The sequence below is a fragment of the Vibrio sp. Vb0349 genome, from assembly GCF_033338975.1.
The window spans coordinates 1-16,346 of the sequence record NZ_JAWOTS010000033.1 but is presented as its reverse complement, the minus strand read 5'-3'; the positions used below and the strand labels follow the sequence as shown (position 1 = coordinate 16,346).

At 42.5% G+C, this 16,346-nt stretch carries 14 protein-coding genes; 11 read left to right on the top strand and 3 right to left on the bottom strand.

Going from position 1 to position 16,346, the window contains the following annotated elements:
* Window positions 1–88: 88 nt before the first annotated feature.
* Window positions 89–1,666 (top strand): sensor domain-containing diguanylate cyclase, encoded by a 1,578-nt coding sequence (locus R7Q47_RS21010; protein WP_005389121.1) that lies wholly within the window; start codon window positions 89–91, stop codon window positions 1,664–1,666.
* A 51-nt stretch (window positions 1,667–1,717) separates the two neighbouring features.
* Here R7Q47_RS21010 and R7Q47_RS21005 read toward each other — a convergent pair whose 3' ends face one another.
* Window positions 1,718–2,275 (bottom strand): DUF3750 domain-containing protein, encoded by a 558-nt coding sequence (locus R7Q47_RS21005; protein ID WP_318089365.1) that lies wholly within the window; start codon window positions 2,273–2,275, stop codon window positions 1,718–1,720.
* Between the two features lie 480 nt (window positions 2,276–2,755).
* Between R7Q47_RS21005 and R7Q47_RS21000 the strand changes: the two genes are divergently transcribed.
* From R7Q47_RS21000 to R7Q47_RS20980, 5 genes are all read left to right on the top strand, one after another.
* On the top strand, window positions 2,756–3,118 hold the full coding sequence (locus tag R7Q47_RS21000) for a hypothetical protein (protein ID WP_054730822.1): 363 nt from the start codon (window positions 2,756–2,758) through the stop codon (window positions 3,116–3,118).
* Between the two features lie 35 nt (window positions 3,119–3,153).
* Window positions 3,154–3,618 (top strand): GNAT family N-acetyltransferase, encoded by a 465-nt coding sequence (locus R7Q47_RS20995; RefSeq protein WP_017820619.1) that lies wholly within the window; start codon window positions 3,154–3,156, stop codon window positions 3,616–3,618.
* A 248-nt stretch (window positions 3,619–3,866) separates the two neighbouring features.
* Entirely contained in the window at window positions 3,867–5,285 is a 1,419-nt protein-coding gene (locus R7Q47_RS20990) for an SLC13 family permease (RefSeq protein ID WP_318089364.1), read from the top strand.
* A 3-nt stretch (window positions 5,286–5,288) separates the two neighbouring features.
* On the top strand, window positions 5,289–6,626 hold the full coding sequence (locus R7Q47_RS20985) for an ATP-binding protein (protein ID WP_005389108.1): 1,338 nt from the start codon (window positions 5,289–5,291) through the stop codon (window positions 6,624–6,626).
* Window positions 6,613–7,086 (top strand): response regulator, encoded by a 474-nt coding sequence (locus tag R7Q47_RS20980; RefSeq protein ID WP_005377744.1) that lies wholly within the window; start codon window positions 6,613–6,615, stop codon window positions 7,084–7,086. The genes R7Q47_RS20985 and R7Q47_RS20980 overlap by 14 nt, the downstream gene beginning before the upstream one ends.
* A 108-nt stretch (window positions 7,087–7,194) precedes the next feature.
* Here R7Q47_RS20980 and R7Q47_RS20975 read toward each other — a convergent pair whose 3' ends face one another.
* On the bottom strand, window positions 7,195–8,898 hold the full coding sequence (locus R7Q47_RS20975) for a putative bifunctional diguanylate cyclase/phosphodiesterase (protein ID WP_275114989.1): 1,704 nt from the start codon (window positions 8,896–8,898) through the stop codon (window positions 7,195–7,197).
* Window positions 8,899–9,385: 487 nt separating this feature from the next.
* On the opposite strand from R7Q47_RS20975, the gene R7Q47_RS20970 reads away from it, so the two are divergent.
* The 4 genes from R7Q47_RS20970 (at window position 9,386) to R7Q47_RS20955 (ending at window position 14,099) form a co-directional block, all read left to right on the top strand.
* Window positions 9,386–10,603, top strand: coding sequence for an HD-GYP domain-containing protein (locus R7Q47_RS20970; RefSeq protein ID WP_025766705.1), 1,218 nt, complete (start codon window positions 9,386–9,388; stop codon window positions 10,601–10,603).
* Window positions 10,604–10,814: 211 nt separating this feature from the next.
* On the top strand, window positions 10,815–11,438 hold the full coding sequence (locus R7Q47_RS20965; RefSeq protein WP_017634019.1) for a LysE family translocator: 624 nt from the start codon (window positions 10,815–10,817) through the stop codon (window positions 11,436–11,438).
* A gap of 212 nt (window positions 11,439–11,650) precedes the next feature.
* Entirely contained in the window at window positions 11,651–13,195 is a 1,545-nt protein-coding gene (locus R7Q47_RS20960) for a YjjI family glycine radical enzyme (protein ID WP_213968794.1), read from the top strand.
* A gap of 22 nt (window positions 13,196–13,217) precedes the next feature.
* Window positions 13,218–14,099: a YjjW family glycine radical enzyme activase gene (locus R7Q47_RS20955; protein ID WP_318089363.1), complete on the top strand. Its 882-nt coding sequence runs from the start codon at window positions 13,218–13,220 to the stop codon at window positions 14,097–14,099.
* A 19-nt stretch (window positions 14,100–14,118) separates the two neighbouring features.
* Here the strand turns inward: R7Q47_RS20955 and R7Q47_RS20950 are convergent, their stop codons facing one another.
* Window positions 14,119–15,057, bottom strand: coding sequence for a LysR family transcriptional regulator (locus tag R7Q47_RS20950; protein ID WP_005377737.1), 939 nt, complete (start codon window positions 15,055–15,057; stop codon window positions 14,119–14,121).
* Between the two features lie 411 nt (window positions 15,058–15,468).
* Here R7Q47_RS20950 and R7Q47_RS20945 point away from each other — a divergent pair, with 411 nt between their 5' ends.
* Window positions 15,469–16,239, top strand: a complete 771-nt coding sequence (locus R7Q47_RS20945; protein WP_017820626.1) for a TerC family protein — start codon at window positions 15,469–15,471, stop codon at window positions 16,237–16,239.
* Window positions 16,240–16,346: the final 107 nt, after the last annotated feature.

The window sequence follows — 16,346 nt, the reverse complement described above, 5'->3', positions numbered from 1 at the left end:
ATCCCAACTTACTACCTGAAAATCAAATCAATTTCATATAACCTATACGCTCATTCATATAGAAAGCCTTCAAAGTTGGCCATTGGCAATGTCTTTTAGAAGAAAAGAAAAACTCAATCTTAGAAATCTTATTGTCACCCTATGTGTGTTCAGTGTGCTTGTCACTTTGATCAACGCATTCTACTCGATTTATCGTGTTCAAAGGGATCTCATCATCAATAACACGTTAGAATCAAACCGTGTTTACGCCCAAAAAATGTCTGAAATGACAGACTCTTTCATAGAAAGCTCAATGTCGCAGCTAAAATACAGTGCGAACGTGCTAAAAGACAAGATGCATGACGCTCAGCTTCTTGATAAAGAGGCTGAGAGATTAAGAACGCAAACCAAATCATTTAACTCTGTGGTTGTCGTTAATGCAAAAGGGGTTATTATTTCTGTATCCCCTGAAACACTTCAGGTGAAAGGTGTAAGGTTAGTGGGTGAAAGAAAACGCCAATCTTTAAACGCTCAAGCACCAGTTGTTACTGAACCATTTATATCGCCCGCTGGAAATTACTTGTTAACCATCTCATACCCTATATTTTCTCAATCTAATGAATATTTAGGTTATATCGGCGGCACTATTTATCTAGAAAAAGAAAATATTCTCGCAGAGTTACTCAGCCAGCACGCATACAAAGATGGTTCTTTCCTTTACGTTGTCGATGAGAGTAACACTCTGATTTATCACCCAGATCAATCGAGGGTTGGTGAAGTAATCGACGATAATGAAGCAATCAAAGCGGTGACGATGGGGCAGAGCGGCAACAAAGAAATTGTTAACTCTCGCGGCGTCGAAATGCTTGCTGGTTATGCACCAGTAAAGTCATCAGGATGGGGAATTGTTGCTCAGCGCCCGAAATCGATGACGTTATCTGTGCTAGATGAACAGATGTGGAATGTTTTCCTTAAGTCGATTCCAATTGGTTTATTAACTTTGTTACTAATTTGGTTCTTGTCCCTTCTTATTTCTAGACCACTTTGGCAGTTAGCTGGTGCTGTGCGAGGTGTCGAAGAACATTCATCATCTATCGATGACCTCAAACTGGTTAAGTCTTGGTATTTTGAGGTCTCACATTTGAAGCTTAGTTTTCTTAAAGCATTTGGTATCGTGTCAAAAACCATTGATAAGCTGCAACTGGATACATTAACAGATTCGATGACTGGATTATTGAATCGACGTGGATTAGATAAAGTGCTTGGTTTGTTTAAGCAGGAAAATACCGCGTTCTCTGTTTTGGCGCTAGATATTGACCACTTTAAGAGCGTAAACGATAACTATGGCCATGACGTGGGTGACAATTTACTTAGAGAGTTTGCGCAGTTAATGAAAGACCAAGCTCGCTCTAATGATCACCTGTGTCGTTCTGGCGGTGAAGAGTTTATGATGTTTTTGGAAAAAACAGACGTAAACCACGCTATGGATGTTGCAGAGCGTATTAGACACAACGTGGAACAACATGACTTCCAGGTGGTTGGTAAGGTCACGGTTTCGTTGGGCGTTTCTCACTGGAAAGGCAATGACACACCAATTGAAGCGGTAATGAAAGACGCCGATAATGCACTTTATAAAGCGAAACATAATGGAAGAAATAGAACGGAGTTGGGTGACGACGCACAATAGATATTGCGCTTTATGCTGAACATAAAACGAGCCAGTGACTAACCTTTGCTGTTAATCGCTGGCGTAACCGCCACCAATTGCGCGAAACGGCAAGTTCAGCTCTAATTCTGGAATTTGTTTACCCACCCAAGCCGGAAATGTATTGCTATTTGGCCCTGGAAACAGCGTATATTCTTCAGCCCAAGGGTATTGGTTAATCACACTTTGTATTTTAGGGATAAGTTGGCGGGCCTTTTCACCTTGTATGGAGAGGATCTTTTCTGGTTTTGCACCATACCAATATCGATCTGGCGTCCCAGTTTGGTACTGATATAGAGCGGGTTGTCCGCGATTCACTCTCCAGCCGACTACTTCATACACTGTATATTCGTTCGCATTTTCAGGCTTTATTGCAAACCATGTATGAACAGCAAACCAGCCTCGCCAACCAAACGCGTCTGCGGCGTAAAACTCAATCACAGCATGCTTGACATTGGAAGGATCGGGTGCGATACCCGCAGGTTCTCTGCTTGCGGTACGCCAATCTCCTTGAGTGCATCCACCCAGCATAACCGCGATTGACATGAGCCAAATTTTTACAAGGTGAGTAAAGTTGAGAGGGTCTTTCATTTATTGCTCCTAGACCAACCGATGCTGTTAACGCTCTATTGATTTTAGCTATAAAAACGTGGCAAGTCTGATTGTTGAAATCCTCTCCTTATTAAAAGAGAGAGGGAAGGTTAGTGCCATAACCCCAGTTCATACGTAATAATAAGGTAAGCCGATTTGTAACATGTGGCATAGACGATGCCGTATTTCTCGAACGATTCGTCTAGTTGCGTATGAAAAAGTAAGAGGTTGTATGTATTCCTTACACGGTTACATGAATTAAAAGCATTACAAAACAGACATTTACAGTGAGTCATTGCTGGTTGGGTGAGTTTGGGACCCTCACTTTGTCTCACGTTTGCTTGTTTTGGGCGGAATTTTCATCGTTCATCTTTTTGCGCATTTAGAGTCAGCGTTCAGCTATGGCACAATAGGCGCTCACAGAACAAGTGCTGTTTGGTCATGCAAGTAGCAGAAAAATAACTAGAAATAGAATAATTAATGTTTAAATCAAAAAGTATACTCGCATTAAGCGTGTTCGCATTTGGCTGTTTTGCCAATCAAGATAGCGAACCAACGTCCGTTGTGCTGGACTACGGTGACTCTTCCATCAGTACTGATATTCAAGCCAATCGAAAATTTCATGTTGTCCGAGACAATGAAAGTGAGCACGTAGAATTTTCCGGCGGAATCATAAAGGAGTATTCCGATTATATTGTGAATGTTCATATCATAAGAAAAAGCAAAATACGCAGATCAAGCCGAGAACTGAATACAACCGTATTGATGAACAGTGATCAGATTGGGAAGCCTTTAGTGATTGGCATTGAAAATGATGAGTTCACTAGTATCACTTTGCGTTAATACTTAGTATTTATTGAATGGGAATGAGGAAATTGATGCTCTCAATACGCTGCTATCGCACCGAGGATGCCCCAACACTGTGGGCACTCTTTTACCATACTGTGCGAATCATTAATCGTCGTGATTATACGGAATCACAAGTTTCCGCTTGGGCACCATCAGATTTTGACCTCGATGTGTGGCAACGAAAAATGGACGATATTCAACCCTACGTCGCGGAGATAGAAGGGCAGGTCGTTGGCTATTGTGATTTGCAAGGTGACGGCTTGATTGATCATTTCTTTTGCCATCATGAATACCAAGGACAAGGTGTTGGTCGTGATTTGATGTCTTTTCTTTTTTCACAGGCGAAAGTACAGGGGATAAAGCGACTGTATTCTGAAGTGAGTATTACCGCCCGACCTTTTTACGAGAAAATGGGTTTCACAGTTAAGTCTCGACAACGTGTTGAGGTTAGGGGAGAAACCTTAACTAACTTTATGATGGAAAAGTATATTTAACTTAAATAGTGAGCATTTAGTGAGCTTGAACACAGATATAAAATGTTTTCCAATGTGAAAACGAGTTCATTGATCTCGCACCAACGTTTTGTTTGAAAACAGTGTACATAATCTTCTCTGGAACGCCATTACCGCATTTCGTCTCTGAAGGCTTAAAAACAGTCTGAAAGTTTTGGTTTTGCGGCGGGTAATAGCGTTCCAAACGCCAAATGTGTCTGGCTAACCATCTCAGGAAGAGAAGTAGTACTATGCGCCCTTATCTCAAATACGTTGTTCCAACATTGATACCATTGCTTGTTTGGTTGATGCCTCTCTCTGCGTTCCCATTTGATGGCATTACTATCGTCCAGCAAAGAGTGATTGCAATCTTCTTGCTTGCCGCACTTTGCTGGGTATTCGAGCCAATTCCAATCTACGCCACTTCGGTTGTGATCATTGTCCTAGAGCTATTGCTTGTATCAAATAAAGGTATTGTGCTCTTTCGTTTGCAAGAAGGGCAGCCACATTTTGGTGGGCTATTACAATACAACGAGATAATGGCGACCTTCGCTAGTCCGATTATCATGCTCTTCCTCGGCGGTTTCTTTTTGGCTATGGCGGCGACAAAATACAGGTTAGATGTCAACTTAGCCCGAGTGTTACTCAAACCATTTGGACAAAAACCAAAGTTCGTTATGCTGGGGTTGATGCTGATCACCGCTGTTTTTTCCATGTTTATGTCAAACACCGCAACAACAGCGATGATGTTGTCCATTTTAACCCCTGTGATAGCGGTTTTCGGGCCTAAAGACCCAGGTCGAATTGCATTCGCCTTGTGTATTCCTGTTGCAGCCAACATTGGTGGCATTGGTACTCCAATCGGCACGCCACCGAATGCCATCGCCCTAAAATATTTGGTTGGTGACAACTTAATTACGTTTGGTGAATGGATGGTATTTGGTGTGCCATTCGTTATTGTGATGATGGCGTTAGCCTGGTTTCTGATTGGCTTTTTATATAAAGCCGAACAAACCACCATCGATCTGAACATTAAAAGCAAGTTTTTGAAAACACCCAAAGCAATAATGGTTTACGTCACCTTTGCCGGCACGATTATTCTTTGGTTGATGGGGTCTGCACATGGAATGAATTCTTACACAGTAGCATTAATTCCGGTCGCAGTGTTCTCATTGACGGGCATCATCAACAAAGAAGACTTGAAGAAAATCTCTTGGGATGTGCTTTGGTTGGTGTCAGGCGGTATTGCTCTGGGCCTTGCTCTAGATAAAACCGGGCTTGCGAAGCTGGTGGTACACAGCATTCCGTTTGATCAGTTCTCGCCATATGTTGTCTTGTTTGGTGCGGCTTTCTTGTGCTTGTTAATGGCAAACTTTATGTCGCATACAGCCACCGCAAACTTGCTGATGCCGATTATGGCTGCGCTGGGTACTTCTATGGCTTCGCTAACGCCTCTCGGCGGTGAAGTTACTCTGATCTTGGTCGTGACATTTGCTGCTTCACTCGGTATGTCGTTACCAATCAGTACGCCACCAAACGCGTTAGCTCATGCAACAGGGCATGTCGAGAGCGGCCAAATGGCTCGTATCGGTGCCGTGCTAGGCGTGATTGGCGTATTACTCAGCTTTGTGATGGTGTGGATTTTACATACTGTTGGGCATATTGGATAACCCATGTACGAAACGAAGTTAGACGCGTTAGTACAACGCTACTTTAATCACCTTGAACGCCGATTAACGGTTTTATCCGGGTCGGTGCTTATTGAGCAAGCTGGCTACAACGATCGCTTGTACTATGTGCTGTCGGGAGAACTGGCGGGCTATTACGCGGAAGATGACAAGAAACCGATTCAGGTATTTTCTGCGTCTCAAGGTGCGTTTATTGGCGTACATAGTTTCTTTTCTGGTACGTGGACTGCCTCTTCGACAGTGATTGCTCAAACAGATGTTGAATTGGCTTGGATACAGCGTGATACGCCTGCCGTGGAAGAGGCGACATACGGACCATTGACGACACAATTTATGCCTGTGATGGTTAACGAATTATCTCGTCGTCAACGGCGCGCAATGCAAGAGGCATTGGCTAAAGAAAAAGCACTACAAAAGCTTCATACCGCAGAGCAAATGACAACGTTGGGGCAGCTTGCAGCGGGTATTGCTCATGAGTTGAACAATGCGATAGGCGTTGTAAGCAGTAAATCAGAACGGCTAGAGACAGTTATCATGGAACTGCTTGAAGAAGTTCATCCGGAAGCGAGTCAATTTTTTGATTTTGGTTTAATGCAAGGGCAGAAAGTCTCTTCTAGCGAAGCGAGAAAGCGGGGGCGTCACTTCGAAAAATACTACGGTTTAACCAAGGAGGTTGCTCGTGATCTTGCACGTGCCGTTCCAAATAACTTCCTTTCAGAACATTGGCTAAAAAGACCAGAAGAAGCGATACGTTTCTGGCAAATGGGGCGAGATCTCCATGACTTACGCATCGCTTCTAAACATACCGTTGGCATTGTGCGATCCGTAAAACAATTGGGGCGCACGGATATCGACTTGGATGAAGCGATTAACATCAATGATTCAATCAATCGCGCCTTGGCTCTATTGCAAAGTGACTTAAGACGAGTGAGTGTTCGTTTTAGCCCTGCGGATTTACCTGCTTTTATTGGTTCTCAAACCGAACTCGTCCAAGTTTGGGTAAATATCTTAAAGAATGCGTGCGATGCACTTGGTGAAACGGAGAAACCCGGTATCGAAATACATACTCGGGAGAGTAAGGGTAAAATTTTGGTCACGATTGCTAACAACGGACCAGAAATTGATGAAGCGACACGTAGAAAAATTTTCCGGCCAAACTTCACCACTAAAAAGGGGGGATTGTCGTTTGGTTTAGGGTTAGGTCTGTCGATTGTGAAGCGCATTATCGCCGGATATAACGGCTCTATTGTGGTAAAGAGCGACAGTGAAAAAACGATTTTTAGAATCAAGTTACCAGTAGAGGGTGAACATGGAGAAGCTTAATGTAATTTGCGTTGATGACCAACGAGAGGTACTAAGCGCGGTTCTACAAGATTTAGAGCCGTTAAATCAATGGTTGAATGTCGAAGACTGCGAATCAGCAGGTGAGGCTCTAGAACTGATGGATGAATTTGATGCAGAAGGCGAGATGATCGCATTGATTATTTCCGATCATGTGATGCCAGGTAAAACGGGAGTAGAGCTGCTGACCGATGTATCAAAGGACGGTCGTTTTGGCTTTACGAGGAAAGTGCTTCTTACCGGGCAAGCGACGCACACCGATACGATTAATGCGATCAACTCCGCAGGCATTGACCGCTACTTTGAAAAACCATGGCAAGCAAGCCAATTAATAGAGTGCGTTAGAAACTTGGTGACCCAATATATCTTTGATGTGGGCTTAGATTACACTCAGTATCACGAGCATTTAGATCAGAGTGTGGTGTTTGAACGTCTACGTTAATCGGGGGACATTAAGCTTGTTTTCGTCACGGCCAGTTAGTGTCTGAAATCTATAGTGAATAGTTCAGCATGTTTAACGTGGCCGTGCGGAATATTGCTATAGTATGGCTTAACTTAACGAATAGCGGCTTGCACTGGCAACAGAAAGTGGCTTAGAGAACCAATAACCTTGCAGATAATCGACGCCCATTTCGGTAAAAAATTCACACATTTTGGCGTCTTCAATTCCCTCAATCACTACTTCAATATTATTTTCCTGGCACATAGTGATAAGAAACTTTAGATATTCTTGTGAAGAGCGGTTGGTTAGTGTTTTCCACGCCATCGACCTATCAATTTTGATTTGTGTCATCGGGAGGTCGAAGAAGCTATTTAATGAACTGTAACCCGATCCAAAGTCATCCAGAGAGAGTGCAAATCCTAGTTCCCTGAGGGTATTCAGAGGGGCAATGGCTGTCTGATTATTATCCAAAATAAACGTTTCTGTTAGTTCCAACACAATAGACTCAGGATCGACACCAACCTCATCCGCCATGGCTTTAATTCGCGCAGGGAATTCACTATTCATTAACTGAAGTACAGAAACATTCACGTTTACACGAACTTGGTTTTGGTAACGCTCACGGTAGTTTTTGATAAATTCACACGCTTTGGCAAAGACTTGATATCCGAGCTCGACAATCAAACCTTTGTTCTCTGCGACGGGGATGAATTCGTCTGGATAAATTTCGCCAAACTCTTTGCTACGCCAGCGAACCAGAGATTCGAAGCTCACTACTTTTGAGCTTTTGGCGTCAATAATTGGCTGAAACTTAACGCTTAATGTCTGTTTTTCTAGTGCACTTTTTAGACCTTGTTCAATAAAGAAATAACGGTCTACGGCATGCTGAGTTTTCTCACTGTAAACCGCAACACGGTCTTTATTCTGCTCGCTTGCGTACTGACAAGTTCGTGCTGCTTTACGCAATATTTCCTCTGCTGAGTGACTTGGATCTATGCAAGGATACAAACCAATACTAATGTTACTTCCTAAGTATTGGCCCTCTTCAATCACTGCCTCGTGGTAGGTTTCCTTTAAACTTTCGGCGTAACTTTGCAGAGTTTCTACCGAGCATTCATCGTGAATCAAAATCGCAAAGTCATCATCATGTACGCGATATACAGAACTATTTGGAGAAGGTAGGTGACTGAGAGTTTGTAGCAATTTTTCCACTAACCCATCGACCAACTCGCTGCCATATTGATTTAAGTAAGATTTAATCTCTTCTATCTGAATGTAACAGATAGATGCACAAGACTCGGTGGCTCGCACACTATCTTCAATATCCAGCAAGAGATGGGCGCGATTAGCCATACCTGACGCATTGTCATGAAATGCGACTTGATGAATGTAGCTTTCCATCAGCTTGCGTTCAGAAATATCACGGTGGCTACCAACCATATAATGACCATGTTCTGTTTCTTTGGTCATGGCTACGCCTTCAATCCAGACGTACTGTCCATTGGGTTTACGCACGCGGTAGGTCGTTGTGACCCTCGTGTTGTTGGTAATGATGTGAGCATCGACCCGAGTGGAGAGTCTTTCTCGATCGAGAGGGTGAACAAGGTCTAACCATTGCTCTAAGCTGATTCGACCAGCGTTGATACCAAGCTGCTCATAAAAGCCCTTGTTATAAAATACCATGGTGCCAAACTCATCCATGTAAAAGAGGCCTTCGTTAAATACATCGAAGATATGAATGAATCGTTCTTCGACGATTTTTAGGAACTCTCGGTCACTATCTGAGACTTGTTGGTCAAATATGGTGGTCAAGATATTTCCTCCTCGAGCCTTTTAGCATCAGAGATGAGTGTTGGGGTTGATAACATAGAGTTGATCTGCTGGCGTACATTACAATCACAAAAGTGTCAGTTCAAATTGTTTGGCTATCATTTTATGCGCTACTAGGTTAATAACATACTAAGATTAGGCGGCTAATCATCGACATTTATAAAAAATAGTCAACAGTAAAAATCATTTATAAAATACAGTTATTGATGCCGTCCGCAATCTATAAATATTTATGAATAATTATCCTAAAGTTATTTTCAGTTGTGTCGGTATCAATGTGCTGTTTTCTAACGTCATTTGTATATATGTTATCTTGGATAAAACCATAATAACAAAAAGGACTTAATGAGCGCGACCGATTATTAATTGACAGGATGCTCATTAATTGTAATCAATTCAAATTTATTATCACGCCAAGTAATCAAATCTCTTATAATGCGGACGTTAATATCGAGTAAGCCTTCTTTATATGCAGTACGATCCGAAAAATTCAATCAAAATTGCGCTCGCTGATATCGGCGTTGGTATGTTTGTTACCGCGATAGAGCACAACAAGCGCGTCAATTTAGCCAATGCAGGGCGGATATCTAGCCCTGAAGGCATTAAGAAGCTTGCTACAAGTGGCGTAAAGTATGTTTGGGTAGATCAAACATTATCTTCGCAGCAGTGTGTCTTCAAGCCTGTAGATGAATCAACTGATGCCACTAAAGAGACGAGAGAGCAGAAACACTCCGATTTTAAGAGGGGTCAACGAACTTATCGTTCGAGAGACATCCAACACAAGCGAGCCAAAAAGCTGATCGCCGAAGCAAAAGATTTGGCGCAGAAACTATTGAATCAAACTTTTGAAGGAAAAATCATTGAAGTTGATGAAGTAGAAGCTTGGGCTGACGATGTCATTGAAAGTGTTTTGATTGACTCAGATGCGTTGCAGTGTGTCTCTGCACTCCGAAAAAAAGACTCTTACTTATTGGAACACTCCGTCAATGTCGCTTGTCTTTTAGTGTCATTCGGTAAGTACTTGGGCTTGGATAAGCCAACGCTAAAACAGCTTGCTGTAGGTGGCATTATTCATGATGTAGGTAAAATTAAAGTCGATGATAAGATCTTGCACAAGCCAGCGAAGCTAACGCCTGAAGAATTTGAACATATGAAGCTACATCAAGTGTTCGCAGGTGAGATAATCCTTCACGTAAAAGGACTTAGTGACGTAAGCCGTGATGTTTGTTTGATGCACCACGAGAAGTTAGATGGCAATGGTTATCCTAGAGGCTTGAAGGGGGAGGAGATTCCAATTCACGGCCGTATGAGCTGTATTGTAGATATCTACGATGCGCTAACGGCTGATCGCTGTTACAAAAAAGGCATGAGTTCTGCCGAAGCGTTTAAAATCTTGTTGAGTCTAACGCCATTTCATTTAGACGCAGACTTAGTTTACAAATTCATTAATTGCATTGGGATGTACCCCGTAGGCTCCATTGTCGAGTTGAACGATGGGCGTGTTGGTATTGTTTGGTCTTCAAATGAATCTCAAGCATTAAAGCCAGAAGTGAAATGTTTCTACTCCCGCAAGTATAAACGATACATTGATGTCACGATGGTGGACTTAAAAACGAGTGCGTACAAAATTGAAAGAGCGATCGCGCCTTCATCGTTAGAGATCGATCCTAAGCCTTTTTATGATTAAGAGAAATAGATAAGCTTATACAACAGGCTTTACATCCTTGCATGTAGATCGTATTTTATTTGCATAACTATCTGTTAATTTTTTCTAAGTTATTTAGATGCAAGATGGTTATTAAGACCTCGGCTTCATGGATAGAAACCGGGCGATAAACGGGCGATAAAATAGTTCTACACAATGGGCTATAAACCTCATTTTGCTGGAAGGGATGCCAATGCAAATAGATACATGGATTTTTTACACTCTTGCCATTCTCGTGCTCACAGCTTCACCAGGACCAAGCTCACTGTTGTGTTTAAGTAAAGGAGTGAGTAGTGGGTTTCGTATTGCTTTCATGACTGCGCTTGGCAGTTTATCTGCGATTACGATCATCCTTACGCTCTCATTTACCGGGCTGGGAGTTGTCATTGCTTCATCTGAGTTAGTTTTTAATATTATCAAATGGTGTGGTGCCGCTTACTTAATCTGGTTAGGTATTCAAGCGTTGCGCTCATCTCAGACAGATTTTAATAAAACGGCAACGACTCAAAGTTCCGCGACAGCGTTTAGCGCGTTCACTAGTGGTTTCATTGTTGGCGCTAGTAATCCCAAAGCGATAGTCTTTTTCACCGCTTTGTTTCCTCAATTCATAGAACCTTCCGCACCGCTACTGTCTCAATTCGCGATTTTCGCGTCTACATTTGTGGTTTTTGAGCTTAGCTGGCTAACATTTTATGCATTGTTAGGGGTAAAAGCCTCCGATTGGTTGTTTGTCGCTGGAAGGGCGAAGTTGTTCAATCGTTTGACTGGTGGAGTATTTATTGGTGCAGGAGTGATGTTGTCGACGGCAAACCGATAAATAAGACAGATTTCGGTACGCAGTTAGGTTTTCCCATATAGTAAGTTGGAATGCGCTAATTTAGCTTTGTCTTATTTCCAGAATGGAAATAGACGTTTTGTTTATTTTCATTAGTGGCAACAGTCAAGCAGGAGTAAAATCACGTTACTCTTTAGGGGTAGAGCTCGTATTTTGTCTTGTGGGCTTGTGGTTACTTTGTAGGAATATCTTAGATGACAAGCCTTTCTAAACTACAACAACGTTTTCTAGATATCGCGACCGACGTCCGTCTTTCTCCAAAACAGAAGTCGAGTTTTTTAGCTTTAGAGGCGGAATCGTACATTCCTTATATGACCGTATCTCCATCACTGAGACAAGCAATGGATGAAGGCATCATCTGCGATATGTTTGAAGGTCATGCACCGTTTAAACCTCGCTATGTGTTGCCTGATTACGCTAAATTTCTATCGCAAGGCTCAGACTATTTAGAGTTGTCTCCGGCTGATGATTTCGATGATGCGCTGAATATGCTTACCATCATTTACCATCATGTTCCTTCGGTAACGAACATTCCGGTTTACTTAGGTCAGTTAGATGATGTCTTGCTGCCTTACATAGGCGACCTAACAGAGAGCCAGATTTACAAAAAGTTAAAACATTTTTGGATCATGCTGGATCGCACATTGCCAGATGCGTTTATGCATGTGAATGTCGGACCGACAGACAACATTATTTGTCGCACTGTTTTAAAAGTAGATGCGGAGCTCAAGCAGATCGCACCGAATCTCACCTTTATGTACGATGAGACAGTTACGCCTGATGACTTACTTCGTCAAGCGACACAGAACATTTGTGAATGCAGTAAACCGCATATCGCCAATTACCCAATGCACGCGAAAGCCTACAACGGCTCACACTTTGGTATCGTAAGTTGCTACAACTCGCTTCCATTAGCAGGTGGCTCGAACACATTGGTGCGAATGAATTTAAAAGAAGTTGCAAAACGAGCATCAGACTGTAACGACTTCTTAAACAGTGCGTTGCCTTCTTACCATCGATTAATGGTCGAGCTCATAAACGCAAGAAGCACGCACTTGCATGAAAAATCGAACTTCTTTCAAGGCTTTTTGACGCAAGAGGGGTTGATAAAAGAGTCCTATTTCGCGCCAATGTATGGCGTTTACGGCATGGCCGAAGCGGTAAACCTTCTATTTGAAAAAGAAGGGCAAATAGGGCGATACGGAAAAAATGATCGAGCAAATACTTTTGCTCATGATGTTTCAGCAACACTGGCTAAACTGGTGGACTCAACCCCGGTGAAATATGGTTTAGATGGCAAAGCGCTCTTACATGCACAAGGCGGCATTAGCTTAGATCATGATGTTACGCCAGGTGTACGTCTGCCTTATGGTGCAGAGCCAGACCCTGTCACTTATGTACAAGCAACGGCGAAGCATCATCAGCATTATCGTGCGGGTATCAGCGATATTTTGACGATTGATGAAACGGTGAAATCTAACCCAGAAGCGATGTTCAATTTATGTAAAGGGGCACTAAATGCTGGTTATCGTGAGTTTACCGCGAATGTCACTTCAAATGACTTAATTCGCGTGACAGGCTACATGATCAAACTTTCAGACGTCGCGAAATATGATGAAGAAGGTTCGAGAACCAACACGACGTTTCTAGGTGCAGAAGCAGCAAAAAATACCAAAATTTTAGAACGCTCACCACGTGTGGTGAGTCATGAAGTAACACCGACTTACACGCAGGCATAAGTTCGGTTTAGGAAAGAACAAGATGTCTAGACGAAGTGGAAGCCTTTTGGCAAAAGTCACTCGTATCCTTCCTTTCTCTTGTGTTGATGGGCCAGGAAATCGTCTAGTCATCTTTCTACAGGGTTGTAACTATCAGTGTTTGAACTGCCACAATCCTCACACGATAAACCATTGTAATCATTGTGGTGAGTGTGTGAGTGAATGTTCAGCAGGCGCATTGAAGTTCGACGAAAACAACAACGTTGTTTGGCTTAAAGAGGAGTGCACCCACTGCGATCATTGTATAGAGATATGTCAGAACCAATCTAATCCAAAAATTACTGACTACTCTGTAGTAACAATGCTCGATTTGATACGCAAGCATCGCTTTTTCATCAGTGGTGTTACAGTATCCGGTGGGGAATCTACCTTACAACTTCCTATCATTATTGAGCTGTTTAAAGGGATAAAACAAGATCCTGAATTACGGCACCTCTCTTGTTTCATCGACAGTAACGGTTCTTTAGCGGTTGCTGGTTGGCAGCGTATTCTCCCTTTTCTGGATGGCGCAATGATCGATTTGAAAGCGTGGCAGACGGAGACGCATCAGTGGCTAACTGGGCGTGATAATCATCGTGTATTTAAAACCCTTCATTACCTAGCTGAACACGAAAAATTGTACGAGATCCGCTTACTGCATATTCCCCAAAAAAGTGATTTAGATATAGAAATCGTAGCAATTGGACGTTACTTGAGTACTCTTCCTGAATCGGTGCTTATCCGTTTAAATGCCTTTCAGCATCACGGAGTAGTGGGGGAGGCGTTAACTTGGGACATGTGCTCTCATCATGATATCGAACGCTTAAAATCAGAGCTTCGATGCTACGTGAGTAACCCTATCACAGTGCCGACAGTACTCACGTAGTACCGTTGTTTATTTATGCTTACGCATCACAGGCATCTAACATGGCGCAGGCGTCGAGTAATTGTTGCTGTAACCATTTTAAAGCGGGATCGTTTAAGCTCGCTTTGTTCCAAACGAGGCTGTAGGCAACTTGCCCGTAATCGAATGGAAGAGCTTGTTCAACCAAACCTTTTGCTTGCATTGCCGCTCTTGCCCAAAGCTTGGAGCATGTGAACAAGTAATCCGAGTGCTGACACATCACCGCAGCTGAACCAAAGTCGGCTACACGCATGGCCAAGTTTCGCTTTGAATGCCTTTGGGTGAGATTTTGCTCAAAATAAGGTTGTGACAGATCTTTATCATGAATACCGATGTGTCTTGCACAAAGGTAACTTTCAACAGATAAGGGTTGCTCAGCGAGTGGGTTCGATGCTCTCATTAAGCAAACCATTTCGTCTTTCAAAATGGTTTTCCAGACCAAGTCTTTATTTTGTGTGGGTGGTTGGCTGAGATCGTGAGGAAGCAACAAAAAATCCACTTGACCTCTTGCTAATGCATCGAAGCTCATTTCCTCTTTCGCATGGACATTCAAGTGCGCGTGGTTGCTCAGTTGTTGGGACAAGTGCTGTAGAACTGGCGCAAAGAGCTCAAACGAACTTTCACGCATTGCTAATGAAAAACTACCTTGATAGTAAGCCGGATTAAAAGAGCCTTGATGTAATAACCCATTCATACTGGAGAGTATGCCATGGATTGATGGGCCTATATGCAGCGCAAATGCTGTCGGCACTAAGCGAGTGCCATCACGATAAAAAAGGTCATCCTTTAGCGTTTCGCGCAACTGTCCGAGCGTTTTACTGACGCTCGATGGTGTTACACACAAGCGTTCTGCCGCAAGTGTGACGCTGTGAGTGGTTAACAACATATGTAAAACAGTTAGATGTTTAAGGCTTATACGCGAAAGAGCAATGTAGTCCATAAATAGCATGGTTTCTTATGATTTTTGGCAGTATATCAGCATGAAACAAATTTTTACTATTGTTTATCTCGGAAACACGCCTGTTTCTCTTTGAGCTCAATGCATTTAATGGGTTGCATAAGGGTTGATGGTGCTTATAAGTCTAGAAATTTATCTTAGTTTTGTTGGACTTTAATGCTTTCATTTATTCAATTCTAAAGCTTCTATGTAATTTTAATCAATTTGGAGGAGTTGATTGATTTGTACACGAATTAAACTTGTTCCTTGTTAATTAAAATAGATATTGTTTTGTTGATTGTTTGGTGATTTACTCATGATCCCTCAGTAACAAAGGTATAAATAATTAATGGACGACCCCTTTAGTCGACAAAACCCTTCACCATATGTCTTCTTATTATTGGAGACATGCTCATGCTAGAACTTTTTATGCAACCAGAAGCTTGGGCTATTTTCGCCACTTTGTTTGCGCTTGAAGTTGTCTTAGGCGTTGATAACGTCGTTTTTATCTCTGTCTTATGTGAAAGACTGCCGCTGCACCAACGTAAGCTGGCAAGAAACCTTGGTATTGGTCTTGCTGTTATTGCTCGTATTGGTTTAGTGTTTTCAATCTCTTGGATCATGCAATTGACTCAACCGCTATTTTCTTTGGCGAACCATGCGTTTACCGGAAGAGACGTCATCATGATTGCGGGTGGTGCATTCCTCTTGGCTAAAAGCCTGAAAGAGTTGTGGAGTTGGTTAAATCACAACGAGTCGGCTCACTCAACTCACGCCCGTACTGGTTTAGCGGTAGTTCTGTTGCAGATTGTTGCCGTGGATGCTGTATTCTCGATGGACTCGGTGATAACCGCCGTTGGTTTGACAAGTGATGTCCCACTTATGGTCGCAGCGATTGTTTCGTCTGCTATCGTGATGGTCATGACAGCCGAAAAAATCAATAACCTGGTGTCGTGTTACCCTGGTTTTAAGACACTTGCTTTGTTATTCCTCGTTTTGTTAGGTGGTTTATTGATGGCAGAAGGCTTCGAAATTCATATCAACAAAGGTTATGTGTATTTTGCGATGGCATTTGGCTTAATTCTGGAACTTTGTCATATCCAGTTAAAAAACAAACAACGCCCGACTATTAAACGTCTTAGTCCGTTGCGAGTTCATCCAACCAGATTAGAAGCTCGTCAATAATAAAAGATATTGCCGCTCATATGAGCGGCATTTTTATTTTCAGCCCTAAACCACCTACTTCAGTAGGTGGTTATCATCCGTTTCGGCTTTGCCTGTAAAACTACTCA